Source organism: Pseudarthrobacter sp. KH_020_B (assembly GCF_057840185.1).
In genome coordinates, this window is record NZ_CM174506.1 from 2,887,975 (window position 1) to 2,913,197 (window position 25,223).

Below are 25,223 nucleotides of genomic sequence, written 5' to 3' on the forward strand. Positions count from 1 at the left end.
TCACGCAGCTGCCGAGGCAGCCTGCCGGAGGCCAAGGGCCTGGCCGATGTCGTTGGTGTCGGGCACGTCGCGGTGTGACAGGTCCGCCAGGGTCCAGGCCAGCCGCAGGACCCTGTCATAGCCCCTGGCTGTCAGCACGCCCCGCTCCAGTGAGTGGTCCAGGATCCGCGTGGCGCCGGCCGGCAACCGTAGGGCACCTCGCAGAATCCGGCCGGGCACCTGCGAGTTCGTTTCCATTCCCAGCGGCTGCAGCCGTTCGGCCTGCCGCCGGCGTGCGTCGCCGACCCGCCGGGCCACGGCGGCTGTGTCCTCTTCGTCGCCCGCCTGGCCGAAGTCGGCCAGTGACACGCGCTCCACCTGCAGCTGGATATCCACCCGGTCCAGCAGCGGACCGGACATCCTGGCCACGTAGCGGCGCCGCATCGTGGGCGTGCACGTGCAGTCCAGGCCCTTCCCCGAGGCCTTGCCGCAGGGACAGGGGTTGGCGGCAAGGACCAGCTGGAACCGGGCCGGGTAGGCTGCTGTTCCTGCCGAGCGGTGAATGACCAGCTCCCCGCTCTCCAAGGGCTGGCGAAGGGCGTCCAGGACACGCCGTTCGTATTCCGGCGCCTCGTCCAGGAACAGGACTCCGCGGTGGGCCCGCGACGCGGCACCCGGGCGCGGCAGCCCCGATCCCCCGCCGATGATGGCGGCGGCTGTGGCCGAATGATGCGGATTCTCGAACGGCGGCCGCCGCACAAGCTGAACGGCAGATGCGGGAAGGCCACAGAGCGAGTGGATGGCCGTGACTTCCATGGCCTCATTGTCAGCAAGGTCCGGCAGGAGACCGGGAAGTCTTTCGGCCAGCATGGTCTTGCCGGCGCCCGGAGGTCCGGTCAGGAGCAGGTGGTGGGCCCCGGCAGCGGCCACCTCGAGTGCACGCCTGGCTTCGCCCTGGCCGGAGACGTCGGCCATGTCAGGAACGGCCTGAGCCCCCGGTTCGGAATCCCCGTGACCGCCCTCGTCCTCCGGTTCGAAGTCCAGTGCGAGCGCTTGCGGGTCTGCACCGAAATCGAGTGCCAGCCGCGCCAGCGTGCGGTACCCCCTGACGTTGGCTCCGGGGACCAGCGATGCTTCGCCGAGGTTGGCGTGCGCGACCACCACGTCCGGATAGCCGGCCTGCACCGACGCCATCACTGCCGGCAGGATGCCGCGCACCGGCCGCAGCCGGCCATCCAACCCCAGTTCGGCGATGAAGACGGTCCGTCCGGTGGGCTTGATGTCATTTGCGGCCCTCAGGACCGCCATGGTCACGGCAAGGTCGAAGCCGGAACCGCGCTTGGGCAGCGACGCCGGAATGAGGTTGGCCGTGATCTTCCGCCGGCTCAGCGGAATGCCGGAATTCTTGGCCGCGGAACGTATCCGTTCCTTGGCCTCGTTGAGGGCGGCATCCGGGAGGCCCAGGATCACAAATGCCGGCAGTGTCTGGCCGATATCGGCTTCCACCTCGACGATGTACCCGTTCAAACCCACCAGCGCCACGGAATAGGCCCGGCCCAGGACCATCTACCCCACCCCCTTGAGGTGTTCGACGAGGGGTTCGCCGCCGCCGTCGTCCAGCACGGCAATGACGTCCACCCGCCGTAGCGGCATCCGCAGCTCCCGGTCCCGGCACCACGCCGAACCAAGCCGATGCAGCCGGGCGAGTTTGTCCGGCCCCACGGCTTCGAACGGGTGCCCGTAGTCCAGGGAACGGCGGGTTTTCACCTCTGCGATGACCAGGGCGTCCCCGTCCAGGGCCACAATGTCTATTTCACCTTCGGTGCAGCGCCAGTTGCGTTCCACCACCAGCATGCCGAGCGATTCAAGATAGCCGGCCGCGAGCTCCTCGCCGCGCCGGCCCAACAGGTCCTTGGATTTCATTTTCTACCTCCGCAACCAGCCTGCAGTGGCAGGACAGCGGAGGACAGGGGGCTATTCGCGTATGTGGGTAACCCGGGAAAATCGCCCCATTGCAGCGGAGCTGTTCAGGAGCAGTGGGCCGGCGTCAGTTGCCGAGGCCAGCGTCCTTCGGCAGGGCGAGTTCCTCGTTGCGGGGAAGTTCTTCGACGTTGACATCCTTGAACGTGAGGACGCGGACCGTCTTGACGAACCGTGCCGAACGGTAAACATCCCACACCCAGGCATCCTGCAGCGTCAGATCGAAGTAGACCTCACCGTCGGCGCTCCGGGCCTGCAGGTCAACATGGTTGGCGAGGTAAAAGCGGCGTTCGGTCTCGACAACGTAACTGAAGAGCCCGACAACATCGCGGTATTCACGGTAGAGCTGCAGCTCCATGTCGGTTTCATAGTTTTCAAGATCCTCAGCACTCATGCTTCCATCTTGCACCATCCAGGGCGCCGCAGTCGCAGCGTCCGTGCCGCGTGGGCCCTGCACCAGTGCAGCAGGGATTCAGAGTTCGCCGCCCAGGAGATTCCAGCTCACCCGGTGGTACGGTGTGGCTCCTGCGGCGCGGAGCACGTCCCGGTGATTTGCCGTGGCGTAGCCCTTGTTGATGTCCCAGCCATAATCGGGGTATTCACCGTGCAGGCCGCGCATCTGCTCGTCGCGTTCCACCTTCGCAATCACGCTGGCCGCGGCCACGCTCAGGCACTGCATATCCGCCTTGATCTTGGTGTGGACGGGGGCCAGGCATGCGAAATCCAGGGGTGGTTCGTCAAACAGGGAAGGCTGCCCCGCGGGCGAGAGCCAGTTGTGGCTACCATCGAGCAGCACCACATCAGGGCTGATGCCGGCCGCAAGGATGTCCTGCCACGCGCGCGTGCCGGCCAGCCGCAGTGCAGCAATGATGCCCAGCGCGTCGATCTCCCGCGCGGAGGCGTGCCCGACTGCCGACGCAACGCTCCAGCGTCGGACCAGCGGTTCCAGTCGCTCCCGTTCGGCGGGGCTGAGGAGCTTGCTGTCCCGCACACCGGCCAGGGGCTTCTGCGTGTGGAGGTCGACGACGGCGATCCCGACGCTCACAGGTCCTGCCAGCGCTCCGCGGCCCACTTCGTCCACGCCGGCGAGGTAGCGGGCACCTTGCGCTTTGAAGGTCCGCTCGTGCCGCAGCGTCGGTGCTTTGGAGCGGACGCCTGCAGCCTGGCGGGCTGGAGCCTTGGCCTCGGTAGCCGGTATCACTGCGGACACTGCTAGCCTCCCGCAGGCACGTTCCGGAAGACGGCCGGATAGTTGTCAAGGACAGTGATCCGGTTCAGCGGCCACGCGATGACGGCGGCTTTGCCCTCCATGTCCACGAGGTCCACGAAGCCGCCGTTGGAGTCCATGTGCGAGCGGGAATCAGCGGAGTGGTTGCGGTTATCGCCCATGACCCATACCTTCCCTTCCGGAACAACGACGTCGAAGGCACGGATCTGCGGTTCCTCAGCACCGTTGACATAACTTTCATCAATGGGAGATCCGTTGATGGTCAGTTTACCGCCGGCGTCGCAGCAGATCACGTGGTCACCGGGGAGCCCGATGATGCGTTTGACGAGGTGCTGTTCGGAGTTGTCCGGCAAGAGTCCCACAAATGTCAGGCCGTCCTGGACCCAGGTAAACGGTCCCTTCGGTTCATCCGGCGACGCGGTCAGCCAGTTCTTGGTGTCCCGGAAGACCACCACGTCGCCGCGCGAGAGGGAAAAAGGCTCCGGTACGAGCAGGTTCACGAAGATGCGATCGTTAACGTCCAGGGTGCTGACCATGGACTCGGACGGAATATAGAACGCACGGAACAGGAAGGTCTTGATCAGGAAGGACAGGACCACGGCGATCACCACCACCGTGGCAACTTCCTTCAGCCAGATAAAGAGCTGGCTGGGCACGGCAGGCTCACTCCGCGGCGCGGCTGATCGCCTTCCGGAAGCCGGCGCGGCAGGACTGGCATCCGCCCCACCGGACGCCCCGCCGGACGCCCCGCCGCTGGATGTCTCGCCTGCGGGCGGCACTGATATCCCGTCGGCAGTGCCGTGGGCACCCTCGCGAGGCGGCTCGGGTGTCCGGGCATTGTTCTCGGGCATTTACTGTCCGTCCTCTGTTGTTGGTGCTGCCGCAGGCGGCCGTGGTACTGCAGCAAATCTATCAAGTGGCCAGACGATCTGGACCGGCCTGCCGATGACCCGGTCCAGGGGCACCATGCCGCCGCCGGGCGCACCGAGCAGGCTGCGCGAATCAGCGGACGCCGAGCGGTGGTCACCCAGCAGCCAAAGCCGCCCGTCAGGTACCACCGCACTGAAGTTCTGCGTGCTGGGGCTGTCTCCGTCGAACAGGTAAGGCTCATCGAGCGCTTCGCCGTTTACGGTGATCTGTCCGTGTGCATCGCAGCAGACCACGGTGTCCCCCGGCAGGCCGATAACACGTTTGACGAACGTGGTGTCACTGCCGGCCAGGCCAAGCCACTGCCCGGCCGCTGCGACGGAATCCGCAAGGGGGCCTTTCCCACTGTTCAGGGGAGCGAACGAACCCCTGCCGTCGAAGACCACGATGTCGCCGCGACGGATGGGTTCGGCGTGGAAATCTGTCCTGGAGACGAGGATGCGGTCGCCGCTGGCAAGGAGCGGTTCCATGGATTCCGACGGAATGTAGTACACATCCAGCCACAGCGAACGGATCAGGCCGCTGATAGCCACGGCGAGGAGAAGAGCCAGGAACGCAAAACGCCAGCCCATTCTTCTGGGCTGGCGTTTTGTGTGGTCCATGATCCGTATTCCTGGGGCGCTGTTGCGAATGGCTCCGGCGCTGGCCTGGTACGGCTGGGGCCACTTTGTAGATCCCTAGGGACTTACTTCTTGGTCTGGAAGTCGCGCTTTTCCTTGATCTTCGCGGCCTTGCCACGCAGATCGCGCATGTAGTACAGCTTGGCGCGGCGCACGTCACCCTTGGAGACAACCTCGATCTTTTCAATGATCGGGGAGTGCACCGGGAAGGTACGCTCCACACCGACGCCGAAGGAGACCTTGCGGACGGTGAAGGTTTCGCGAAGGCCATCGCCGTGGCGGCCCAGGACGAAGCCCTGGAACACCTGGACACGGGAGTTCTTGCCTTCGATGATGTTCACGTGAACCTTGAGGGTGTCACCCGCGCGGAACTCGGGAACATCGGTGCGCAGCGAGGCTGCATCTACGGAATCGAGAATATGCATAATTGCACTCCTGGTGAACGCCACAGGTCATTCACTTTGGGTCACGGCGGCCAAGCCCGGTAGCACCGGAAATTACCGCCGAAAGTTAAGTGGGTCCGGTTCCTTCACTGATTGAAGGTCTCGGGGCATCCAACTGTTGGTTACGCTCCCCCTGTAGCAGGTGCGGACCCAGCAGACACAAAGACTAATTTTGCCACACTCGCAGGCCTACAGCCAATCGCTGCAGGCCGATACCCGCGGCGGTTCAGGCTGGGGCGTCGGTTTCGGTGTCCGTGCCGGTACCGGCCTGCCGCCGCGCCCGGAGGTGACCGTCGACGACGTCGTACCCGAGATCGGCGAAAGCCGTCCGGTCGGCACGCGGCAGCTTCCCGGCGTCGAACGTTTCCAGCAGATCCGGACGGCGTTCCGCCGTCCGGCGGTACTGCTCGTGGCGGCGCCACTGCGCGATCTTCCCGTGGTTGCCGCTCAGCAGCACCGCAGGGACTTCCCTGTCCCGCCAGCTGGAGGGTTTGGTGTACACAGGGTATTCCAGCAGCCCGTCCGAATGCGACTCCTCGACCAGGGAATCAGGGTTGCCCACCACGCCGGGCAGCAGCCTGCCGATGGCTTCAACCATGGCCAAAACGGCCACCTCGCCGCCGTTCAACACATAGTCACCAAGGCTCACGGGGCGCACCGTGAAGTGCTCTTCCGCCCACTCGATGACACGCTCGTCGATCCCCTCATAGCGGCCGCAGGCAAAAACCAGCTGGTCCTCTTCGGCGAGCTCATAGGCCAGGGCCTGGTTGAAGCGCTCCCCTGCCGGCGATGGGACGATCAAAACCGGCTTGGCGGGCTTGCCCTCCGTGGTCTCGGCGCCCTCTGCGGTTTCACCGGCTCCGGCGACGGCAGCCAACGCCTGCGCCCACGGCTCAGGCTTCATCACCATGCCGGCGCCTCCGCCGTACGGGGTGTCATCCACTGAGCGGTGCTTGTCGGTGGTGAAGTCGCGCAGGTCGTGGACGCGCAGGTCCAGTAGGCCGTCCTGCCGGGCCTTGCCAATGAGCGAGAGTTCCAGGGGCGCCAGGTACCCGGGGAAGATGCTGACGACGTCGATTCTCATCTACGCGTTTTCCTCCGGGTCGCCGGTGCCGGCTTCGCCGTCGTTGACCTCAAAGAGTCCGTCCGGCGGCGTCAGCAGGACAAAGCCGTCGGCCACATTGACCTCGGGAACGATCTGCTCCACGAACGGGACCAAGATTTCCTTGCCGTCCGGCGTTTCAACCACGAGCAGGTCCTGGACGGGCATGGTGTGCAGGGCCGCGATCTTGCCGACCACCTGCGAGCCCACCCGGGCTTCGAGCCCCACCAGTTCGTGCTCGTACCAGCCTTCGTCCTCGTCCTCGTCCAGCTCTTCGGTTTCGATAAAGAGCTTGGCGCCGCGCAGGGTCTCTGCCTGGTTGCGGGTCTCGATTCCCTCGAACGCGAGCAGCAGGATGTCCTTGTTCCACCGCGCACTCTCAACAATGAGCGGGCCGGCCGATGCAGGCTCCACCACAAACTCGGTCCCGGGAACAAACCGGTCCCCCGGAGCGTCGGTCAGCACCTGGACCGTCACTTCGCCGCGGATTCCATGCGGTTTGCCGATTCGTGCCACCTGAAGCTGCATCTGTTCCTCTGTTCCGGTTCTGGGATTACCCACGATGTTGTGGTGAAAGCACTCCGGCCCCTCCACCGTTGCGGGTGGAAGGGCCGGAGCAAAAAACTGATGTTGCCGAGCGCTTAGCGGCGGCGGTCTGTGTCGACGACGTCGACCCTGACCGGTTCGCCGTCTGCCAGTGCCGCCACAACGGTGCGCAATGCCCGTGCGGTGCGGCCCTGGCGGCCGATCACCCGTCCCAGGTCATCCTGATGAACACGAACCTCGAGGGTGTCCCCGCGGCGGTTGTTCTTCGAGCTGACCTTGACATCCTCCGGCGAATCAACGATTCCCCGGACGAGGTGTTCGAGCGCTTCTGCCAGCAATCTACTCAGCCTCGGTGGTCTCTGCTTCGGCCGGGGCCTCGGCTGCGTCAGACTGCTTTGACTTCTTGGTGATGGCTTCCGGGATGATCACGGAACCCTTTTCCGGGGCAACAAAGGCAGCCTTCGGAGCTTTGGTCTTCAGGGTGCCTTCCTGGCCCGGCAGGCCCTTGAACTTCTGCCAGTCACCGGTGATCTTGAGGATCGCAGCAACCTGCTCGGACGGCTGTGCGCCGACGCCGAGCCAGTACTGGGCACGGTCCGTGTCCACCTCGATGTATGAGGGCTCTTCGGTGGGGTGGTACTTGCCGATCTCTTCGATGGCACGGCCGTCACGCTTGGAGCGTGCGTCCATGACGACGATGCGGTAGTACGGTGCGCGCATCTTGCCAAAGCGCTTAAGGCGAATCTTTACGGCCACTTTTGTGGTCACTCCTGTTTCAGAAAAGGGGTGAACCGACGTTCTGCACCCGTGGGGCGGGCCATACTTGAGGGTTCAAAGGACAGGATCCGGACGCGGAGAGAGGGGCCACGCAGATCGAGTACCTGTTTATTGTGCCAGATCAGCGTCCGGATTTCGACTTGACACGTCGGGATGGGGCAGCCGGGCGGACCCGGCAGGCCGCGGCAGGCCTAGGACGACCAGACATACACGCCGGTGCGTGCGGCGTCATCGATGGAGTTGGCCAGCTCCGCGAACTGCTGGACATACGCACGGGCCTCGTCCGCGCCGAACGGCATGTCATCCTGGGCCGCCCACTTTTCAGCGACGTCGTCCAGGACATTACCTTCACCCTCAGTCTCATAGCTGAGCAGATCCGCCAGCGCACGCACCATGGCCGGCGGAACTCCGAGGAGTGAATCGCTGGCCACGTCAACCATTGCCAGTTCGTAGTCTGCGCCACCGGCATGCACCGCAATCCCGGCAAGGTTGCCCAGCTGTTCGATTTCGAAATCGCTGATTCCGGGAATCCGCAGGGCAGGGCCTGCCGGGGAGCCGCCGTCATCAAGGACACTGGCCCGCTTCAGCGCGGCATCGTGGGTGGCAACAAAAATTTCAGTGAAGCCCATGGGAACAGCCCTCATTCCGTCGACGGTGCGGCCCGGAAGGGCAGCACCAAGTGCCGCCCCGGCCGTTCAGAATCAGCCTAGTACAAGGCGGACCGCACATTTCGCATCCGCGCTCAGCGGACCGCGACTCGAATGCTGTTGCGCCACGGATCCTCGAAGCGAAGCTCGGCTCCCGTGTGGTGCGAGGCCACACCGGCGACCTTCAGGCGGTCGGCGAGCGCGCCGACGTCGTCCCCGGAAGGGACCTCGATGAGGACTTCGCCCAGGCCCAGGGTGTCCTTGCGGGGACCAGCGCCGCGGCTGTTCCAGACGTTCATGGCCATGTGGTGGTGGTACCTGCCGGCGGAGACAAACAGTGCCTGCCCGTGCCAGCCTGCGGTCTTTTCGAAGCCCAGCGCGCCCACGTAAAAATCGTGTGCAGAGTGGACGTCGCCCACCTGGAGGTGGACGTGGCCCACGCCGGCTTCGGCGCGCCGCTGGCCCTCCACGGACTCCTGGGTCAGGTGGTGCTCGAGGTAGCGCTGCGGCGGCAGGGCCAGGCTGTCCATCACCACGTCCTTGCCGTTCCAGGACCAGTTTTCGCGGGGCCGGTCCCAGTACAGCTCGACGCCGTTGCCTTCCGGGTCACTGAAGTAGAAGGCCTCGCTGACCAGGTGGTCAGCACTACCGGTGAAGGACCGGGGTTCGTACTGGGCGGCGGTGGCCACCGTTGCAGCAAGTGAAGCCTGGTCGTCAAAGAGCAGCGCGGTGTGGAACAGCCCGGCCTCTCCCCTGCCGGGCAGGTTCAAGGACGGGGCGGCCGCGAGATGGACCAGCGGGCGTTGAAGCCGGCCAAGGTAGACGCCGCCGTCCTCTTCGGCGACAACCTCCAGGCCGAGCGCACGCTGGTAGTAGTCGGTCATCAGCTTCATGTCGCCCACCTTGAGCATCACGGTGCCCATGGAGAGATCGGCAGGAAGGAGATCCTGGCTGGTGGCTTCTGCAGTCATGTGAAAACTCCCGGTCCGTTGGCCTTCGGATGGAAGGCGGCTATGCCTCCAATTTACTTGAAGCTTCAATTTAATTCAAGTGGCGGACCAGACAGATTGCGACCCCTTCCCGTGATTGCTGTCACGAGTCCACCCTCGGCCTGTGGTAGCTTCGACTTGACCACACGGGAGCCCTTGCAGGGGCTGAGATCGGGCTAGCGCAGCCTGCGACCGTTGAACCTGTCCGGGTAATGCCGGCGAAGGAAGTGAGTATTCAGTGAATACACAAGAAACACAGCTGATCCCTGCCCTAAATGAAGCAGCCGTGGATCAAGCGGCCTGGACTGAAACCCAGTCGCTGAAGTCCCATTCGTTGGCGTATGTCACCGATGACGCCACGGGAATCCGGGTTCCAGTGACCGAGATCGCGCTGGAACCGTCGCCAAACGGCGAGGCGAACGGGCCTTTCCGGACCTACCGCACGGCCGGTCCGGGCAGCGATCCGGTGGTGGGCCTCAACCCGTTCCGCTCGGAGTGGATCGCCGCCCGCGGAGACACCGAGCCCTACAGCGGCCGGGAACGGAACCTGCTCGACGACGGCAAGTCGGCCGTGCGCCGCGGCGCAGCCTCTGCGGAGTGGAAGGGTGCACAGCCGGTCCCCCGCCGCGCCGTCGAAGGCCGGACTGTCACCCAGATGCACTACGCGAGGAAGGGTGTCATCACCCCGGAGATGCAGTTCATCGCCCTCCGCGAAAACTGCGACGTGGAACTGGTCCGCAGCGAAGTGGCCGCCGGACGGGCCATCATCCCCAACAACATCAACCACCCGGAATCCGAACCGATGATCATCGGCAAGGCCTTCCTGGTGAAGATCAACGCCAACATCGGCAACTCCGCCGTGACCAGCTCCATCGCCGAGGAGGTGGACAAACTCCAGTGGGCCACCCAGTGGGGCGCGGATACCGTCATGGACCTCTCCACCGGGGACGACATCCACACCACCCGGGAATGGCTCATCCGCAACTCCCCCGTCCCCATCGGTACCGTGCCCATCTACCAGGCGTTGGAGAAGGTCAACGGCGAAGCCAACGCCCTGACCTGGGAGATCTTCCGGGACACGGTGATTGAGCAGTGCGAGCAGGGCGTGGACTACATGACCATCCACGCCGGCGTGCTGCTGCGCTACGTACCGCTGACGGCCAACCGCGTCACCGGCATCGTCTCCCGGGGCGGCGCGATCATGGCGGGCTGGTGCCTGGCCCACCACCAGGAGAACTTCCTGTACACGCACTTTGACGAGCTGTGCGAGATCTTCGCCAAGTACGACGTCGCGTTCTCCCTGGGCGACGGGCTGCGTCCGGGAGCGACGGCGGACGCCAACGACGCCGCCCAGTTCGCCGAGCTGGACACCCTGGCGGAGCTTACCCAGCGGGCGTGGGAATTCGATGTGCAGGTCATGGTGGAAGGTCCCGGGCACGTCCCGTTCCACCTGGTGCGGGAGAACGTGGAACGCCAGCAGGAACTCTGCAAGGGCGCCCCGTTCTACACGCTGGGGCCGCTGGTCACGGATATTGCCCCGGGCTATGACCACATCACGTCCGCCATCGGCGCCACCGAAATCGCCCGGTACGGCACGGCCATGCTTTGTTACGTCACGCCCAAGGAGCACCTTGGCCTCCCGAACAAGGACGACGTGAAGACCGGTGTGATCACCTACAAGATCGCCGCCCATGCAGCCGACCTTGCCAAGGGCCACCCCGGCGCCCATGAACGGGATGATGCCCTGTCCAAGGCCCGGTTCGAGTTCCGCTGGCGCGACCAGTTCGCGCTGTCCCTGGACCCGGTCACGGCGGAGGCCTTCCATGACGAGACGCTGCCCGCCGAACCGGCCAAAACCGCCCACTTCTGCTCCATGTGCGGCCCGAAGTTCTGCTCCATGAAGATCAGCCAGGACATCAGGGACGAATACGGTTCCGCCGATTCGCAGGCGGCCATCGCCGAGGCCTACAGCGGGATGCGGGAAAAGAGTGCGGAGTTCCTGGCCGCCGGCGGGAAGGTCTACCTCCCCGAGCTTCGGATCCCCGCCGGAAGCTGACGGCTCAGGAAGCCTGAACTGAGCGTGACCTGCCGACGTCGGCGATGAAGGACCGGATGGCCCGGTCACCTTCGGCTGAGTCCTGGGGCCGGTGTCCTCCCGCAGCAGTGCGGTGCAGGGCACCGGTCTCCTGCAGGTAACCTGCGATCTCTTCATAGAGCGGTTCCCACCCACCCGTCAGGACCATGGTGGGGACGCCCGGAACAATATGGAGCGGGGCCTCCCAGGACGGCGCCTGCAACCGGAGCCGGCGCGCCGACCGTTTTTCCTCCGGCGTGGCGGGTTCCTGCAGGTCCGCCGCGAACACTCTCCGGACGAATTCCCGCTGGAAGTCTTCATCGCTGAGCTGGTGCCGGACGTCGAACAGCGGCTGCATCAGGGCCATGTGGGCAGAGGTGGCCGGCAGTTCGGCGGTCAGGGACAAACACGCCGGTTCAACCAGCGTGAGGGAAAACACCAGATCGGGGCGTTCGACGGCGGCCATCGTGGCCGCAATGGCGCCCTCGGCGTGGGCGACGACATGGCCCCCGGCGGCCCCGCGGCCGTCATCCGCAAGCGAGCGCAGGATGATGGCGGTGTCTTCAGCGAACGAGGACTCCACGGGTTCAGCCACCGCATCAAAGCCGTGCCGCCGCAGGAACAGGGCGTCGTACGTCAGCGCCATTCCGTGCTGGCGCGGCCACGCCGCCGCACCGAAAGGTCCGGCGCCGTGCACGAACACTACGCGCTGTTTGAACATGACCCAACCCTATTCCACGGCGCCGACATCCCAACTGACTCGCATTAGATGTCGTCAAAACGCGGAATGACAACGTTAACTGCGAGCTAGTTGCGTTACTTGCCGAGGAACTTGTCGAATCCCTTGGGCAGGTTCAACTGCGAAGGGTCGAAGTCGCCGCCCTGCTGGCCGAACGCTGCCCCTGTGGGGAGCGCCTTCGCCGCGCCGGCCCGCCGGGCCTCGGCGTCCTTGAGCTCCTGGGCAGCCTTGGCAGGGTTGCCTGAGCGGGCCTTCTTCTTCGGGGCGTTCTTGCCACCCTTCCGCGCACCGCCGGGGCCGCCCATGCCAGGCATCCCGGGCATTCCCGGCATGCCGCCGCCCTGGGCCATCTTCTTCATCATCTTCTGGGCCTGGCCGAAGCGCTCCAGCAGGCCGTTGACCTCGGAGACATGCACGCCGGAACCGCGGGCGATGCGTGCCCGGCGGGAGCCGTTGATGATCTTCGGGGCGACGCGTTCGTGCGGCGTCATGGAACGGACAATTGCTTCGACACGGTCAATCTCGCGCTCGTCAAAGTTCTCCAGCTGCTCGCGGATGTTCTGCGCACCCGGCATCATCATGAGCATCTTCTTCATGGAGCCCATGTTGCGGATCTGCTGCATCTGGGAGAGGAAGTCATCCAGGGTGAAGTCCTCCTGGTCGGCGAACTTCTTCGCCATCCGGGCGGCTTCGTCCTTGTCCCAGTTCTTCTCGGCCTGCTCAATCAGGGTGAGGACGTCACCCATGTCCAGGATGCGGGAGGCCATGCGGTCCGGGTGGAACAGCTCAAAGTCATCCACGCCTTCGCCGGTGGAGGCGAACATCACCGGCTTACCGGTGACCGACGCAACCGACAGTGCGGCACCGCCGCGGGCGTCGCCGTCGAGCTTTGACAGCACGATTCCGGTGAAGTTCACACCCTCGTCAAACGCCACAGCCGTGTTCACGGCGTCCTGTCCGATCATGGCGTCGATCACGAACAGCACTTCATTGGGGACGATGGCGCGGCGGATCTCGCGCGCCTGCTCCATCATCTCGGCGTCAACACCGAGGCGCCCGGCGGTGTCCACAATCACGACATCATGCAGTTTCTGGCGCGCTTCCTCGACGCCGGCGCGGGCGACGGCGACCGGGTCACCGGCGGGGTGCTCCAGTTCCGAGGTGGCCCCGGGGTGCGGCGCGAAAACGGGCACGCCGGCACGGGTGCCGACAACCTGGAGCTGGGTGACGGCGTTGGGCCGCTGGAGGTCGCAGGCCACGAGAATGGGGCTGTGGCCCTGGGACTTGAGCCACTTGGCGAGCTTGCCCGCCAGGGTGGTCTTACCGGCACCCTGGAGGCCGGCCAGCATGATGATGGTGGGGCCGGTCTTGGCCAGGCGGATGCGGCGGGTCTCGCCACCGAGGATCTCAACAAGTTCCTCATTGACGATCTTGACGATCTGCTGGCTCGGGTTCAGCGCCCCCGAAACCTCGGCCCCCAGGGCACGCTCACGGACGCGGGCTGTGAACTCACGCACCACGGGAACGGCGACATCGGCATCCAGGAGGGCGCGGCGGATCTCCCGGACTGTGGCATCGACGTCGGCCTCGGTGAGGCGGCCCTTGCCACGGAGATTCTTGAAGGTTGCTGTCAACCGGTCAGAGAGTGAATTGAACACGCGCCGCGCACTTCTTTCAGTGGATTTACAGGGGGGACTCGACTATCTAGCCTACCAAGTCGGGCTTGCCGGATGGCATGCTGGCAGGGTGACCAGCGAAACAAGTGTAAAAACCCTGATCGTTCTGGGTGCCTCAGGCGATCTGACGGGACGCCTACTGCTCCCGGGACTGGCCCGGCTGGTGGCGACCGGGCGGGCCGATGGACTGACCCTGGTGGGCGCCGGCTCCGATGCCTGGACACCGGAACAGTGGCGGACCAGGGTCCACGAGGCCTTCGCCCCCGCCGCGGACGCCGCCGACGCGGCTGGAAAAAAGGCACTCACCGCCATGGCAAAAGCCACTCCCTACCACCAGCTTGATGTTACGGCGGACGGAGCCCTGGCGGCATTATTGGCCGGACTGGACGGCCCCACCGCGATCTATTTTGCGTTGCCTCCCCATGTCAGCCAGCTGGCCTGCGAGTCCCTGCACCGTGACCAGGTTCCGGCCGGAACACGGCTGGTAATGGAAAAGCCCTTCGGCTCAAGTGTTGCCTCCGCCCGTTCCCTCAACCACACGCTCGCCGCGCTGGTGCCGGAGGACCACATCCACCGGGTGGACCATTTCCTGGGCAAGGCGACGGTGCTGAACATCCTGGGCCTGCGCTTCGCGAACAATTTCCTGGAACCGGTGTGGAACCGCGAGCATGTGGAAAAAGTAGAGATCATGTTCGACGAAGACCTGGCATTGGAGGGAAGGGCGAGGTATTACGACAACGCCGGCGCCCTGCGCGACATGATCCAGAGCCACCTGCTGCAGATCATGGCCCTGCTGGCCATTGAGCCGCCGGCCACCATCGGGGAGCGGGACCTCCGGGACGCCATCGCAGCCGTGCTCCGCGCCAGCAGCATCAGCGCGCCGTACGCGAAATCCACGCGCCGGGCCACGTACACGGCAGGTTCGATTGCCGGCAGGACCGTCCCGGACTATGTGCAGGAAGAAGGGGTGGACGCAGCCCGCGGGACCGAGACCCTGGCGGAAGTCCGCGTGGAGATCGACAACTGGCGTTGGAAGGGGGTCCCATTCATCCTGCGTTCGGGCAAGGCCCTCGGGGTGAAACGCAAGGAAGCCGTGGTCACCTTCCGCCCCGTCCCGCATCTGCCGGCAGGATTCACGGGCGTGGACTCCCCCAACCAGCTGCGGATCGGTTTCGGGCCGGATACCCTGGCGTTCGACGTCGACGTCAACGGGCCCGGCAGCATCTTCAGCCTGAGCCGCACAACGTTGAATGCGGAGCTCAGCGCTTCTGAGCTGCTGCCCTACGGCGAAGTGCTGGAGGGCGTTCTGACCGGCGATCCGCTCCTCTCGGTGCGCGGCGACACAGCGGAAGACTGCTGGCGGATTGTTGAGCCCGTGCTGAAGGCATGGCAGCGGGGCAGCGTACCGCTGGAAAAGTACGACGCCGGTTCGGCCGGTCCCGCCGGATGGCCAGGTTCTGCGCCGGCTGAGTAGGCACCTGCCGAGTCGGCCACAACAAACAGAGCGGGCAGGGAAACCCTTTCGGGGTTCCCTGCCCGCTCTTTCGTTTGGAACAGTCTGCCTTGCCGATCAACCAGCCTGCGGGACTGCTAGATGGCGGCGACGCCGCGTTCTCCCGTACGGACCCTGACTGCTTCGAAGACGTCCACGGTCCAGACCTTGCCATCGCCCGCGCGGCCGGTGTTGGAGCTGGCGATGATGACGTCGAGGATGTCATCTGCCTGATCGTCCGTGGCGAGGACTTCAACCCGGATCTTGGGCAGGAGGTCCACGTTGTATTCTGCTCCGCGGTAGACCTCCGTGTAGCCTCGCTGGCGGCCGTAGCCGCTGGCCGCGCTGACCGTCAGCCCCTGGACGCCGTAGGACTCCAGGCCTTCCCGGATGGCTTCGAGCTTCTCCGGGCGGACGATGGCTGTGATCAGTTTCATGCTTCCACGCTTTCCTTGCCGGCTGCCGGCTCGGTCTTCTTTGCGCCAGCAACCTGGCCTTCAGTGGCCGTTCCCTTGCCCGTGATCAGTTCGTGGAGCGGCTGGAAGCTCCCGCCGTGACCGCCCACACCGAACTCGTAGGCCGTTTCGGCGTGCAGGCTCAGGTCAACGCCCACGACTTCCTGCTCATCCGAAACCCGGAAGCCCATGGTCTTGTGGATGGCGAAGGCGATGATCGCCGTGAGGATTGCAGAGTAGGCGATGGCGATGCCGGCCGCGGCCAGCTGCGCCCACATCTGGGTCATGCCGCCGCCGTAGAAGAGGCCGCCGCCCACGCCGTCCGTGGGGAGGGCGATGAAGCCCAGGGCAACCGTTCCGATGATGCCGGAGACCAGGTGCACGCCCACAACATCCAGGGAATCATCGAAGCCCCAGCGGAACTTGAGGCCAACGGCCAGGGCGGAAGCGACACCGGCGACGACGCCGAGACCGAGCGCGCCCACCGGGCTGACGTTGGCGCAGGCCGGGGTGATGGCGACCAGGCCGGCAACAACACCGGAGGCGGCACCAAGTGAGGTGGGGTGGCCGTCGCGGATGCGTTCGGTGACAAGCCAGCCGAGCATTGCCGCGGCCGGGGCTGCGAGGGTGTTGACCCAGATCAGGCCGCCCTGCTCAGCGGTGGTGGCGGCTCCGCCGTTGAAGCCGAACCAGCCGAACCACAGGATGGCTGCACCGAGCATAACGAACGGGATGTTGTGCGGGCGGTGGTTCGGGTCCTTGCCGAAGCCGCGGCGGTTGCCGATGATCAGGACCAGCACGAGGGCTGCCACACCGGCGTTGATGTGGACCACTGTGCCGCCGGCGAAGTCGATGGCCGGGCCGAGGGCCTGGCCAATGGCGCCTTCGGGGCCGAAGAGGCCGCCGCCCCAGACCATGTAGGCCAGGGGGCAGTAGACGAGGGTGACCCAGACGGGGACGAAGACGGACCAGGCGCCGAACTTGGCGCGGTCAGCGATCGCGCCACTGATGAGGGCGACGGTGATGATGGCGAAGGTGGCGGCGTAGCCGACCTTGATGAGCCCGTCCGGCGTGGTGATGCCTTCAAGGCCGAAGGTGGCGAACGGGTTCCCGACTATCTGCAGGAAGCCCTCACCGGAGCTCATCGAAGCGCCCCAGAGGACCCAGACCACGCCGACCATGCCGATGGAGATGAAGCTCATCATCATCATGTTCAATGCAGCTTTGGCGCGTGTCATGCCGCCGTAGAAAAATGCCAGACCTGGTGTCATGAACAGCACGAGTGCTGCCGCCACCATGAGCCATACGTGACCTGCAGTAAGTTCCATGGTGCACGTCCTCCCTATGATCGATGCTGCGGAATCCTCCGCCTTACCAACGCCTTTTGCGTCCTGCATCGAGTCTGTCCCTGCCGTGTTTCGCTCGCGGAGGATTTACATTGCCGGATTGTTACAACAACCTCCCGGAAGTAAATGGTGCATATCTGGCTTGTTACGGTTATGTTTCACCACTGCCGCCGGCCACCGGCTGCCTACCTGCAAGGAACCCCGCCCCCATGACGGCACCATCACCCGTGAGCCGCGCCACAACGCGGATTATGTCCGTTATCCGCCCGCAGCGGCCCCCGCTTCCGCGCGACATCAAGGTGATGCTCGCTGCGGCGTTCCTGATCGCCCTCGGATTTGGGCTGGTGGCGCCGGTCCTGCCCCAGTTCGCCACAACTTTCGACGTCGGGGCAACGGCCGCCGCCGTGATCGTCAGCATCTTCGCCTTTATGCGGCTGGTGTTCGCGCCGGCGGGCGGAGCCCTGATCGGCCGCTGGGGTGAGCGGCCGGTATATGTGGCGGGGCTGCTGATTGTGGCGGTATCAACCGCGGCGTGCGCGTTTGCCCAGGACTACTGGCAGCTGCTGGTCTTCCGCGGGCTTGGCGGCGTGGGTTCGGTGATGTTCACCGTGGCCTCCATGGCCCTTGTGGTGAGGCTGGCCCCGCCGGAAAGCCGGGGCAGGGTGTCCGGCGCTTACGCGTCCGCGTTCCTGATCGGCAGCGTCCTGGGCCCGGTGGTGGGTGGCCTGCTCGCCGGATTCGGCTTGCGGGTGCCGTTCCTGGGCTACGCGGCCGCGCTGGTCCTTGCTGCCGCGGTGGTGCAGACCCAGCTCAGCCACGCGCCGTCCGCGGCCCGGTCGACAGTGAGCCGCGCCCCGGACATGCGTTTCGCCGAGGCCTGGGGAGTTGGCGTGTACCGCTCGGCGCTGCTGTCCAGCTTCGCCAACGGCTGGGCCACGTTCGGTGTGCGGATGGCCACGGTCCCGCTGTTTGCCGTTGCTGCACTCGGCGCCGGTCCTGAGGCTGCCGGCCTTGCGCTGGCTGTTTTTGCCGCGGGTAATGCAGCCGCGCTGACGTTCTCCGGCCGGCTGGCGGACAGCCTGGGCAGACGGCCATTGATGGTCGTTGGCCTCCTGGTCGCCGGGCTCGCCACGGCCGCAATCGGCTTCACGGCCCACCTGGGGTGGTTCCTCGCCGCATCAGTGGTGGCCGGGGTGGGGTCCGGACTGCTTGGACCTGCCCAGCAGGCCGCCGTCGCGGATGTCATCGGCAATGAGCGGTCCGGCGGGCGGGTCCTGGCCGCTTACCAGATGACCTCGGACGTCGGGGCCATTGCCGGACCCGTGCTGGTGGGCGTCCTGGCGGACCGGCTGGGCTACGGCTGGGCATTCGGCGTCACCGGCGGCGTGCTGGTGCTGGCGGCGGCCTGCTGGACTGTAACGCGCGAGCCGCTGAAACGCATCGAGAGGTGAGATCCCGCCGCTAGTTCAGCAGGGCGTCGACAAAGCCCTCAACTTCGAACGGAGCCAGGTCATCGGCGCCTTCGCCAAGACCGATCAGCTTGACCGGCACGCCGAGTGATTTCTGGATGGCCACCACGATGCCACCCTTGGCGGTCCCGTCCAGCTTGGTCAGGACGATGCCGGTGATGTTCACTACCTCGGAGAAGACGCGGGCCTGGTTCAGGCCGTTCTGGCCGGTGGTGGCGTCCAGCACCAGCAGGACCTCATCCACCTCCGCCAGCTTCTCGATGACGCGCTTGACCTTGCCGAGTTCGTCCATCAGGCCGGTCTTGTTCTGCAGGCGGCCCGCCGTGTCAATCATGACAACGTCGACTTCCTGCTCAATGCCGGCCTTGACCGCCTCATAGGCAACGGACGCCGGGTCCGCGCCGTCGACGTCGGACTTCACGGTGGGAACACCCACACGCTGGCCCCACGTGGCCAACTGCTCGGCGGCTGCGGCGCGGAACGTGTCCGCCGCGCCCAGCAGGACATCCTTGTCCTCGGCAACGAGCACGCGGGCGAGCTTGCCCACGGTGGTGGTCTTCCCCACGCCGTTGACGCCCACCACCAGCACAATAGCCGGCTTGTCGGCGTGCCTGTCGGTGCGCAGGGCGCGGTCCATGGTGGGATCCACCAGCTTGATCAGTTCCTCGCGGAGCAGTGCCTTGACCTGTTCAGGGGTCCTGGTGCCGAGTACTTTCACGCGCTCCCGGAGGGCATCGACCAGCTGCATGGTGGGTTCAGTGCCGAGGTCGGCCAGAAGGAGGGTCTCCTCCACTTCGTCCCAGACGTTTTCGTCGATCTTGTCGCTGGACAGCAACGCCAGCAGGCCCTTGCCGAGGATGTTGTTCGACCGGACCAGTCGCTCCCGGAGCCGGGTCAGGCGGCCCGCAACGGGAAGGGGGGTCTCAACCTCGATGGTTTCCAGGCCTGCCACGTCATCAGGAACATCGGTGACTTCGAGGTCTTCGAGGTCGACGCCGGCGGGAGCATTGCGCTCGGCCGGAACGACGGGCGCGTCCTCGAGCAGCGTTCCCCCGCCTTGCGGGGTGGCGGGATCATTGGCGTCGCGCGTCCCGGGGTACCGGGTGATGTTCTTCCGCGTCTTCAACAGGACCGGGATCAGCCCGCCAATAACCGCCAGGGCAGCAACAATGGACAGAACAATGGGGAGAATGTCATTCACTCCCCTAGCTTCTCACAAACGTGGCAGGCGTTCGGGGCGGCCACCTGTGCGGACGCTAGACGTCGGCGCCCAGCCGCTGGCTGATGACGGTGGACACACCGTCGCCGCGCATCGTGACGCCGTAGAGCGCATCAGCCACTTCCATGGTCCGTTTCTGGTGGGTGATCACGATCAGCTGGCTGGATTCCCGGAGCTCTTCGAAGATGGTGATGAGCCGGCCGAGGTTGGTGTCATCAAGCGCCGCTTCAACCTCGTCCATGACATAGAACGGAGAGGGGCGGGCCTTGAAGATGGCCACCAGGAGTGCGACGGCGGTGAGGGACCGTTCGCCTCCTGACAAGAGTGAGAGGCGCTTGATTTTCTTGCCGGCGGGTCGCGCTTCGACTTCGATTCCGGTGGTGAGCATGTCCGAAGGGTCCGTGAGGACGAGCCTGCCTTCGCCGCCGGGAAAGAGGCGTTCAAAGACGTGGACGAACTGATTCCGGGTGTCCTCAAAGGCCTCGGTAAAGACCCGCTGGACCCGGTCATCCACTTCCTTGATGATGTCCAGCAGGTCCTTGCGGCTGGACTTCAGGTCCTCCAGCTGGGTGCTGAGGAACTGGTGGCGCTCCTCCAGTGCCGCGAACTCCTCCAGCGCCAGCGGGTTGACCTTGCCCAGGGCTGACAGGTCCCGTTCGGCTTTCCGGAGGCGCTTTTCCTGCTCCTCGCGGACAAAGGGCTTGCCTTCCGGGACGGGTGTGCCGTCGCCGTCCACGGGTGTCCGCAGGGCCGCCCATTTGTCCCCGCTTTCTTCTGCGGGGACGGGCACGGGAACGTCCGGGCCGAAGTCCACCACCAGCACGTCCGGGGTGATCCCGAGTTCCTCGATGGAGCGTGTTTCCAGGGCTTCAATTCGTGCCCGCTGCTGGGCGCGGGCCAGTTCGTCCCGGTGAACCGAGTCCGTCAGCTCTGCCAGCTCACGGGCCAGGGCGTCATTGGTTGTCCGGGTCTCCAGCAGCGCACGGTCCCGCTCTTCCCGGTTCTCTTCGGCGCGGTCGCGTTCATTCCGGGCCAGCTCAACAGAAACATCGATAAACCGGATTGCCAGCTCCACCGCAGCGGAGACGGCGGCCGCCCGTCCAGCCTGTATCCGACGGCGGCGCGCCCGTTCGGCTGCCTCTTCACGCGCCCGGCGTTCGGTGGCCGCTGCCCGCTCCAGCGACAGGGCCCGGTTGCGGGTGGCGGTGAGCTGCTCTTCCGTGCTGCGGAGCGACAGCCGCGCGTCCATCTCCGCAGACCTGGCCAGCGATGCGGCCAATGCCAGCGCATCACGCTGTTCGGTGGACGGTTCCTCTTCGGCCGGCGCCTCCTGCGCCGCAGCCAACCGCGCCGCAACGGCGGCGAGCGCCTGTTCCTCGGTGACAACGTTGGCTTCCGCCCTGGCCAGCGAGGTGGCCAGCCTGTCGCTTTCACCGACGGCGCTGCGCAGGATGGAGTTCAGGTGGCCGAGCTTTTCGGCCACGGCCGCGAGCCGGGCGTCGGAATCGTGCAGGCGGTCCAGGGCAGCATCAGCCCTTGTCCGGGCTTCGGCGCGGCGGACTTCTGCGCCGGCCAGGGCGAACCTGTTCCGTTCCAGATCCGCGGTGACAACCGCCAGCCGGGCCTCGGCGTCGTCCACGGCGGCCTGCACTTCAAGCAGGGACGGCGGCTTCGCCGAGCCTCCAGTCACCGTGAGGGCAGTAAACACGTCCCCGGCCAGGGTCACGGCTGTCAGGTCCGGGCGTTCGGCAACCAGCAGCCCCGCACCATCCACGTCTTCAACAACTGCCACCCCGGTCAGGAGCGCGGCCACCGCGGTGGCGGGCCCGCCCCCTGCGGATGCCAGGTCCATAGCCCAGCGTGCGCCCGCCGGCAAAGGTCCGCCCGTGGCGGAGTTTGCGTCCGGCATAGGTGCAACAGACGCCAGCAGCAGGGAGGCACGCCCCGCGTCGTCGTCCTTCAGTAGCTGCACCACGACGGCGGCGACGTCAGGATCCCGGACCACGATCGCTTCGGAGGCGTCGCCCAGGGCCGCGGCAATCGCAGTCTCGTACCCCGGATGAATGGTGAGGGCAGAGACAAGGGTGCCCACAACGCCGTCCAGTCCGGAGTTCAGGGCGTGCGCCGTGCCGTCCTTGCGGCTAAGGCCGAGCTGCAGCGCATCCCGGCGGGCCACGAGGGCGTCACGTTCGCGGACAGCTTCTCCCCTCACGGAGGTCAGATCGGCAATCTCCTGGACGACGGCGTCGAGCTCTGCGCTGGCGTCCTCGTAGTCGGCGTCGAGGCTTTCCTCCCCTTCCTCCACCCCCGCAACCTGGGTTTCCAAGGCGGTGAACTCGGACTGGGCCCGCCGGCGGCGTTCCTGTCCGGCGGCGAGTGACTCCCGCAGCCTGCCCAACTCGGCCTGCGCGGATTCAACCCGAGATCTGGCCGCACCTACGGCTCCGGCCAGCTTCGCCAGGCCCTCGCGACGGTCCGCTGCGGCCCGGAGGACTGCCGTGAGCCTTTTGTCCTCGGCAGTCGCGTCGAGTTCGGCCCCGGTCTTGGCCGCCGTGGCTGTCTCCAGCGCGCTGCGCCGGTCAAGAATGTGGCACTCCAGCTCCGTCAGCTCATCCCGGACCCGAACGGCCTGCCGTTCCAGCTGCTCAGGATCCCTGCCCGAGTACGGTTCAGCATCAGCCCCCAGCAGCCGGCAGCGTTCCTCGGCCAGCGAGCCCAGGGAACGGAGTCGTTCCCTGGCAGCGGAGAGCCGGTACCAGGTATCCCGCGCGGCGTTGAGCTTTGGCGTGGCCTCGGCGGCGAGCTGTTCCGCGGCTGCCTGATGGCGGCGCCCCGCCTCAAGCTGCTGATCCACTACTGCACGGCGGGCCTTCAGCGCCGTTTCGTCCGCCACGTCCTGCTTGAGTGAATTCTGTTGCTGGACGAGGTCGTCGGCCAACAGCCGTGCGCGAGCGTCCCGGACATCGAACTGGACCCGCTGGGCGCGGCGCGCCACATCAGCCTGCTTGCCGAGCGGCGTGAGCTGGCGCCTGATCTCCCCCGTCAGGTCGCTCAGCCGCTGCAGGTTCGCCTGCATGGCCTCCAGCTTGCGGACCGTTTTTTCCTTGCGGCGGCGGTGCTTGAGGATCCCGGCCGCTTCCTCGATGAAGCCGCGGCGGTCCTCCGGAGTTGCGTGCAGAACCTTGTCCAGCTGGCCCTGGCCCACAATGACATGCATTTCCCTGCCCATACCGGAATCCGAGAGCAGTTCCTGGATGTCGAGCAGGCGGCAGCTGGCACCGTTGATGGCGTACTCGGAGCCTCCGGTGCGGAAGAGGGTCCGCGAGATGGTGACCTCGCTGTACTCGATGGGCAGTGCCCCGTCGGTGTTGTCGATGGTCAGGGAGACGTGGGCCCGGCCCAGTGGCGGGCGCCCGGAGGTCCCCGCAAAAATGACGTCCTCCATTTTGCCGCCGCGGAGCGTTTTGGCTCCCTGCTCCCCCATCACCCAGGAGAGGGCGTCCACCACGTTGGACTTGCCGGAACCGTTCGGCCCCACCACTGCCGTGACTCCGGGCTCAAAATCGAAGGTCGTGGCCGACGCAAACGACTTGAACCCACGGACGGTAAGGCTTTTGAGGTGCAAGGTGTTTCTGTTCTCCTGAGTGGCTGAAGCGGCTGCTTTGCTGCCCCAAATCTACTGCGTGCTGGCGGAATTCCGCGGATTTGGAGCCTGTCCGCTGTGACGGCTACTGCCGGACCACCGCAGGAGACCAGGCATGTTCGATAAAGAGGGAGGGCTGTGCAGCCGGGTCAATGGCCTCAGGTGCGCTGTGGACTACCAGCGTCCGTTGCGCGGGCGCGGCTGACAGACCGGGCAGGAGTATGACGAGCGGTTCATGAACTGCTCGCGGCGGAGCGTGGAGTTAATTCCGACGGCGGCACAACGGCTGCAGGGTTTCCCTTCCCGCCCGTAGGCGTTCAGGGAGCGGTCGAAGTAACCAGAGGCCCCGTTGACGTTGACGTACAACGAATCGAAGCTGGTGCCGCCGGCCTCGAGAGCGTCCAGCATGACCTCACGCGCGCTGGTTATGAGCCGTTCCGCGTCGCCTCGGCGCAGCGTATCGGTGGGTCTGGCGTAATGCAGTTGTGCCCGCCACAAGGCCTCGTCCGCATAGATGTTGCCGATGCCCGAGACGAGTCCCTGGTCCAACAGGGCGCGTTTGAGGCCCGTCTTTCGCTTCCGCAGCCGGCTGTAGAAAAGGTCAAAGGAAAATGCCGGGTCCAGTGGGTCCCGGGCGATGTGGGCGGCTTCCTCGGCGATCAGCGCAACGGGAGATTCCGCCTGGCCGCCAGGACCGCCGTCGTCCGTGGGAACCATGCCGGTGACGAACAACCCGCCGAAAATCCGCTGATCAACAAACCGGAGTTGTTCAGGCATTCCGGCCACGGGACTCAGGCGCAGCCTGACCTTGAGGTGTTTCTCGTCCGGAACCTGGCTGTCCTGCATCAGGAGCTGACCGCTCATCCCGAGGTGGGCCATGAGCGCGACGGACGGCGTGCCGGTGGCGTCGGGTGTCTCACTCAGCGGCATCCAGAGGAATTTTCCGCGGCGCACCACGTCCACGACCATTGCGCCCTGGAGGTTGCCCTTGAAGTCCTCAGCACCCAGGGCATGGCGGCGGAGGGAACGTGGGTCCAGTACGTCTACCGATGTGATGGTCCGGCCGCGGACCCAACTCACGAGTCCGCGGCGGACTACTTCGACTTCAGGCAGTTCGGGCACGGCTCAGCCTAGACGCTGCGGAAGGACTCTGATGATGCGCCCTCCGATGAGGAGGCTGCGGCGGTTCCCGCATTTGGAGAGAGCTGACGCCAGGCGTCCGCAGCAGCTTCCTGCTCCGCTTCCTTCTTCGAGTGGCCTGATCCGTTGCCGTATGGTTTGCCGCCGATATTCAGGACAGCGGTGAAGGTTCGGGCGTGGTCCGGTCCGGCTCCCTCAACGGCGTAATAGATAGTGCCGAGCTGCCGGCTGGCGGCCAGTTCCTGGATGCTGGTCTTCCAGTCAGTACCGGCGCCGAGCGCGGCCGCATCCTTGAGGAGCGGGCCAATCAGGCGCATGACCAGCTGGCGGGCAGTCTCGATGTCGTTGGACACGTAGGTGGCGCCAATGAGTGCTTCCATGGTGTCCGCCAGGATGGAAGCCTTGTTCTTGCCCTCGGTGAGCTTTTCGCCCTGCCCCAGGTAGATGTAGTCCCCGATGCCGAGGCTGCGGCCGATGCCGGCGAGGGCCCGGGTGCTGACCACCGCAGAGCGGCGCTTGGCGAGGTCGCCTTCGGGCAGTGTGGGGTTGTCCCGGTACAGGGCATCGGTCACGGAGAACCCCAGGATGGAGTCGCCCAGGAATTCGAGCCGCTCGTTGGTGGGAATGCCGCCGTTTTCGTAGGCGTAGGAACGGTGCGTGAGAGCAAGACGAAGCGTCCCGGCGTCAATGGAGACACCGAGACGCTTCAGAAGCTCTTCAGTTGAAGACATC

At 65.7% G+C, this 25,223-nt stretch carries 24 protein-coding genes and 1 riboswitch; of the genes, 3 read left to right on the forward strand and 21 right to left on the reverse strand.

Annotated features, from left to right (window positions below; translation table 11 throughout):
• The 13 genes from AC3IT0_RS13295 to AC3IT0_RS13355 form a co-directional block, all read right to left on the reverse strand.
• Entirely contained in the window at positions 1 to 1,545 is a 1,545-nt protein-coding gene (locus tag AC3IT0_RS13295) for a YifB family Mg chelatase-like AAA ATPase (protein ID WP_489320249.1), read from the reverse strand.
• A complete protein-coding gene (locus AC3IT0_RS13300) occupies positions 1,546 to 1,902 on the reverse strand; it encodes a YraN family protein (RefSeq protein WP_489320250.1) in 357 nt (118 codons plus the stop codon).
• Positions 1,903 to 2,026: 124 nt separating this feature from the next.
• On the reverse strand, positions 2,027 to 2,353 hold the full coding sequence (locus tag AC3IT0_RS13305) for a DUF2469 domain-containing protein (RefSeq protein ID WP_489320251.1): 327 nt from the start codon (positions 2,351 to 2,353) through the stop codon (positions 2,027 to 2,029).
• Between the two features lie 78 nt (positions 2,354 to 2,431).
• A complete protein-coding gene (gene rnhB, locus AC3IT0_RS13310; RefSeq protein WP_489323794.1) occupies positions 2,432 to 3,160 on the reverse strand; it encodes a ribonuclease HII in 729 nt (242 codons plus the stop codon).
• 11 nt (positions 3,161 to 3,171) lie between these two features.
• A complete protein-coding gene (lepB, locus tag AC3IT0_RS13315) occupies positions 3,172 to 4,038 on the reverse strand; it encodes a signal peptidase I (RefSeq protein WP_489320252.1) in 867 nt (288 codons plus the stop codon).
• The gene (lepB, locus tag AC3IT0_RS13320) at positions 4,039 to 4,716 is read right to left on the reverse strand and encodes a signal peptidase I (RefSeq protein ID WP_489320253.1); all 678 of its coding nucleotides are present in this window, start codon (positions 4,714 to 4,716) and stop codon (positions 4,039 to 4,041) included.
• Between the two features lie 83 nt (positions 4,717 to 4,799).
• Positions 4,800 to 5,159, reverse strand: a complete 360-nt coding sequence (rplS, locus tag AC3IT0_RS13325) for a 50S ribosomal protein L19 (protein ID WP_131682513.1) — start codon at positions 5,157 to 5,159, stop codon at positions 4,800 to 4,802.
• A 244-nt stretch (positions 5,160 to 5,403) separates the two neighbouring features.
• Positions 5,404 to 6,261 (reverse strand): tRNA (guanosine(37)-N1)-methyltransferase TrmD, encoded by an 858-nt coding sequence (gene trmD / locus AC3IT0_RS13330; protein WP_489320254.1) that lies wholly within the window; start codon positions 6,259 to 6,261, stop codon positions 5,404 to 5,406.
• On the reverse strand, positions 6,262 to 6,807 hold the full coding sequence (gene rimM / locus AC3IT0_RS13335; RefSeq protein ID WP_489323795.1) for a ribosome maturation factor RimM: 546 nt from the start codon (positions 6,805 to 6,807) through the stop codon (positions 6,262 to 6,264). It lies immediately after the preceding gene.
• Between the two features lie 113 nt (positions 6,808 to 6,920).
• Entirely contained in the window at positions 6,921 to 7,163 is a 243-nt protein-coding gene (locus AC3IT0_RS13340) for an RNA-binding protein (RefSeq protein ID WP_056349097.1), read from the reverse strand.
• A gap of 1 nt (position 7,164) precedes the next feature.
• Positions 7,165 to 7,581: a 30S ribosomal protein S16 gene (gene rpsP / locus AC3IT0_RS13345; protein WP_056349101.1), complete on the reverse strand. Its 417-nt coding sequence runs from the start codon at positions 7,579 to 7,581 to the stop codon at positions 7,165 to 7,167.
• A 212-nt stretch (positions 7,582 to 7,793) separates the two neighbouring features.
• Complete coding sequence (locus AC3IT0_RS13350; RefSeq protein ID WP_489320255.1) at positions 7,794 to 8,231, reverse strand: hypothetical protein; 438 nt, start codon at positions 8,229 to 8,231, stop codon at positions 7,794 to 7,796.
• 113 nt (positions 8,232 to 8,344) lie between these two features.
• Positions 8,345 to 9,220 (reverse strand): VOC family protein, encoded by an 876-nt coding sequence (locus tag AC3IT0_RS13355; protein WP_489320256.1) that lies wholly within the window; start codon positions 9,218 to 9,220, stop codon positions 8,345 to 8,347.
• Between the two features lie 154 nt (positions 9,221 to 9,374).
• Positions 9,375 to 9,482: riboswitch (TPP riboswitch) on the forward strand.
• On the opposite strand from AC3IT0_RS13355, the gene thiC reads away from it, so the two are divergent.
• The gene (gene thiC, locus AC3IT0_RS13360; protein WP_489320257.1) at positions 9,477 to 11,294 is read left to right on the forward strand and encodes a phosphomethylpyrimidine synthase ThiC; all 1,818 of its coding nucleotides are present in this window, start codon (positions 9,477 to 9,479) and stop codon (positions 11,292 to 11,294) included. It overlaps the preceding riboswitch by 6 nt.
• A 4-nt stretch (positions 11,295 to 11,298) precedes the next feature.
• Here thiC and AC3IT0_RS13365 read toward each other — a convergent pair whose 3' ends face one another.
• Positions 11,299 to 12,033 (reverse strand): alpha/beta hydrolase, encoded by a 735-nt coding sequence (locus AC3IT0_RS13365; RefSeq protein ID WP_489320258.1) that lies wholly within the window; start codon positions 12,031 to 12,033, stop codon positions 11,299 to 11,301.
• Positions 12,034 to 12,128: 95 nt separating this feature from the next.
• Entirely contained in the window at positions 12,129 to 13,709 is a 1,581-nt protein-coding gene (gene ffh / locus AC3IT0_RS13370) for a signal recognition particle protein (protein WP_489320259.1), read from the reverse strand.
• Between the two features lie 88 nt (positions 13,710 to 13,797).
• On the opposite strand from ffh, the gene AC3IT0_RS13375 reads away from it, so the two are divergent.
• Positions 13,798 to 15,201 (forward strand): glucose-6-phosphate dehydrogenase, encoded by a 1,404-nt coding sequence (locus AC3IT0_RS13375; RefSeq protein ID WP_489320260.1) that lies wholly within the window; start codon positions 13,798 to 13,800, stop codon positions 15,199 to 15,201.
• Positions 15,202 to 15,317: 116 nt separating this feature from the next.
• Here the strand turns inward: AC3IT0_RS13375 and AC3IT0_RS13380 are convergent, their stop codons facing one another.
• Together AC3IT0_RS13380 and AC3IT0_RS13385 are read right to left on the reverse strand one after the other, a co-directional pair.
• Positions 15,318 to 15,656: a P-II family nitrogen regulator gene (locus AC3IT0_RS13380; RefSeq protein WP_489320261.1), complete on the reverse strand. Its 339-nt coding sequence runs from the start codon at positions 15,654 to 15,656 to the stop codon at positions 15,318 to 15,320.
• Positions 15,653 to 17,002, reverse strand: coding sequence for an ammonium transporter (locus tag AC3IT0_RS13385; RefSeq protein ID WP_489320262.1), 1,350 nt, complete (start codon positions 17,000 to 17,002; stop codon positions 15,653 to 15,655). The genes AC3IT0_RS13380 and AC3IT0_RS13385 overlap by 4 nt, the downstream gene beginning before the upstream one ends.
• Positions 17,003 to 17,271: 269 nt before the next feature.
• Here AC3IT0_RS13385 and AC3IT0_RS13390 point away from each other — a divergent pair, with 269 nt between their 5' ends.
• On the forward strand, positions 17,272 to 18,471 hold the full coding sequence (locus tag AC3IT0_RS13390; protein ID WP_489323796.1) for an MFS transporter: 1,200 nt from the start codon (positions 17,272 to 17,274) through the stop codon (positions 18,469 to 18,471).
• Positions 18,472 to 18,481: 10 nt separating this feature from the next.
• Here AC3IT0_RS13390 and ftsY read toward each other — a convergent pair whose 3' ends face one another.
• The 4 genes from ftsY to rnc form a co-directional block, all read right to left on the reverse strand.
• Positions 18,482 to 19,690: a signal recognition particle-docking protein FtsY gene (ftsY, locus tag AC3IT0_RS13395; RefSeq protein WP_489320263.1), complete on the reverse strand. Its 1,209-nt coding sequence runs from the start codon at positions 19,688 to 19,690 to the stop codon at positions 18,482 to 18,484.
• A gap of 55 nt (positions 19,691 to 19,745) precedes the next feature.
• Positions 19,746 to 23,333 carry a chromosome segregation protein SMC gene (gene smc / locus AC3IT0_RS13400; protein ID WP_489320264.1) on the reverse strand — a complete coding sequence of 1,196 codons (3,588 nt, stop codon included), beginning with the start codon at positions 23,331 to 23,333 and terminating at the stop codon, positions 19,746 to 19,748.
• A 192-nt stretch (positions 23,334 to 23,525) separates the two neighbouring features.
• A complete protein-coding gene (gene mutM, locus AC3IT0_RS13405) occupies positions 23,526 to 24,473 on the reverse strand; it encodes a bifunctional DNA-formamidopyrimidine glycosylase/DNA-(apurinic or apyrimidinic site) lyase (RefSeq protein WP_489320265.1) in 948 nt (315 codons plus the stop codon).
• 8 nt (positions 24,474 to 24,481) lie between these two features.
• Positions 24,482 to 25,222, reverse strand: coding sequence for a ribonuclease III (gene rnc, locus AC3IT0_RS13410; protein ID WP_489320266.1), 741 nt, complete (start codon positions 25,220 to 25,222; stop codon positions 24,482 to 24,484).
• Position 25,223 lies beyond the last annotated feature (1 nt).

What these genes read in the sequence shown, in the direction of transcription:
- trmD (WP_489320254.1), bottom strand. Translation starts at nt 6,261, where the DNA reads ATGAGAATCGACGTCGTCAGCATCTTCCCCGGGTACCTGGCGCCCCTG.
- rnc (WP_489320266.1), bottom strand. Translation starts at nt 25,222, where the DNA reads ATGTCTTCAACTGAAGAGCTTCTGAAGCGTCTCGGTGTCTCCATTGAC.
- AC3IT0_RS13295 (WP_489320249.1), bottom strand. Translation starts at nt 1,545, where the DNA reads ATGGTCCTGGGCCGGGCCTATTCCGTGGCGCTGGTGGGTTTGAACGGG.
- rplS (WP_131682513.1), bottom strand. Translation starts at nt 5,159, where the DNA reads ATGCATATTCTCGATTCCGTAGATGCAGCCTCGCTGCGCACCGATGTT.
- AC3IT0_RS13365 (WP_489320258.1), bottom strand. Translation starts at nt 12,033, where the DNA reads ATGTTCAAACAGCGCGTAGTGTTCGTGCACGGCGCCGGACCTTTCGGT.
- rimM (WP_489323795.1), bottom strand. Translation starts at nt 6,807, where the DNA reads ATGCAGCTTCAGGTGGCACGAATCGGCAAACCGCATGGAATCCGCGGC.
- lepB (WP_489320253.1), bottom strand. Translation starts at nt 4,716, where the DNA reads ATGGACCACACAAAACGCCAGCCCAGAAGAATGGGCTGGCGTTTTGCG.
- AC3IT0_RS13350 (WP_489320255.1), bottom strand. Translation starts at nt 8,231, where the DNA reads ATGGGCTTCACTGAAATTTTTGTTGCCACCCACGATGCCGCGCTGAAG.
- AC3IT0_RS13355 (WP_489320256.1), bottom strand. Translation starts at nt 9,220, where the DNA reads ATGACTGCAGAAGCCACCAGCCAGGATCTCCTTCCTGCCGATCTCTCC.
- AC3IT0_RS13300 (WP_489320250.1), bottom strand. Translation starts at nt 1,902, where the DNA reads ATGAAATCCAAGGACCTGTTGGGCCGGCGCGGCGAGGAGCTCGCGGCC.
- AC3IT0_RS13390 (WP_489323796.1), top strand. Translation starts at nt 17,272, where the DNA reads ATGTCCGTTATCCGCCCGCAGCGGCCCCCGCTTCCGCGCGACATCAAG.
- AC3IT0_RS13380 (WP_489320261.1), bottom strand. Translation starts at nt 15,656, where the DNA reads ATGAAACTGATCACAGCCATCGTCCGCCCGGAGAAGCTCGAAGCCATC.
- lepB (WP_489320252.1), bottom strand. Translation starts at nt 4,038, where the DNA reads ATGCCCGAGAACAATGCCCGGACACCCGAGCCGCCTCGCGAGGGTGCC.
- AC3IT0_RS13305 (WP_489320251.1), bottom strand. Translation starts at nt 2,353, where the DNA reads ATGAGTGCTGAGGATCTTGAAAACTATGAAACCGACATGGAGCTGCAG.
- AC3IT0_RS13385 (WP_489320262.1), bottom strand. Translation starts at nt 17,002, where the DNA reads ATGGAACTTACTGCAGGTCACGTATGGCTCATGGTGGCGGCAGCACTC.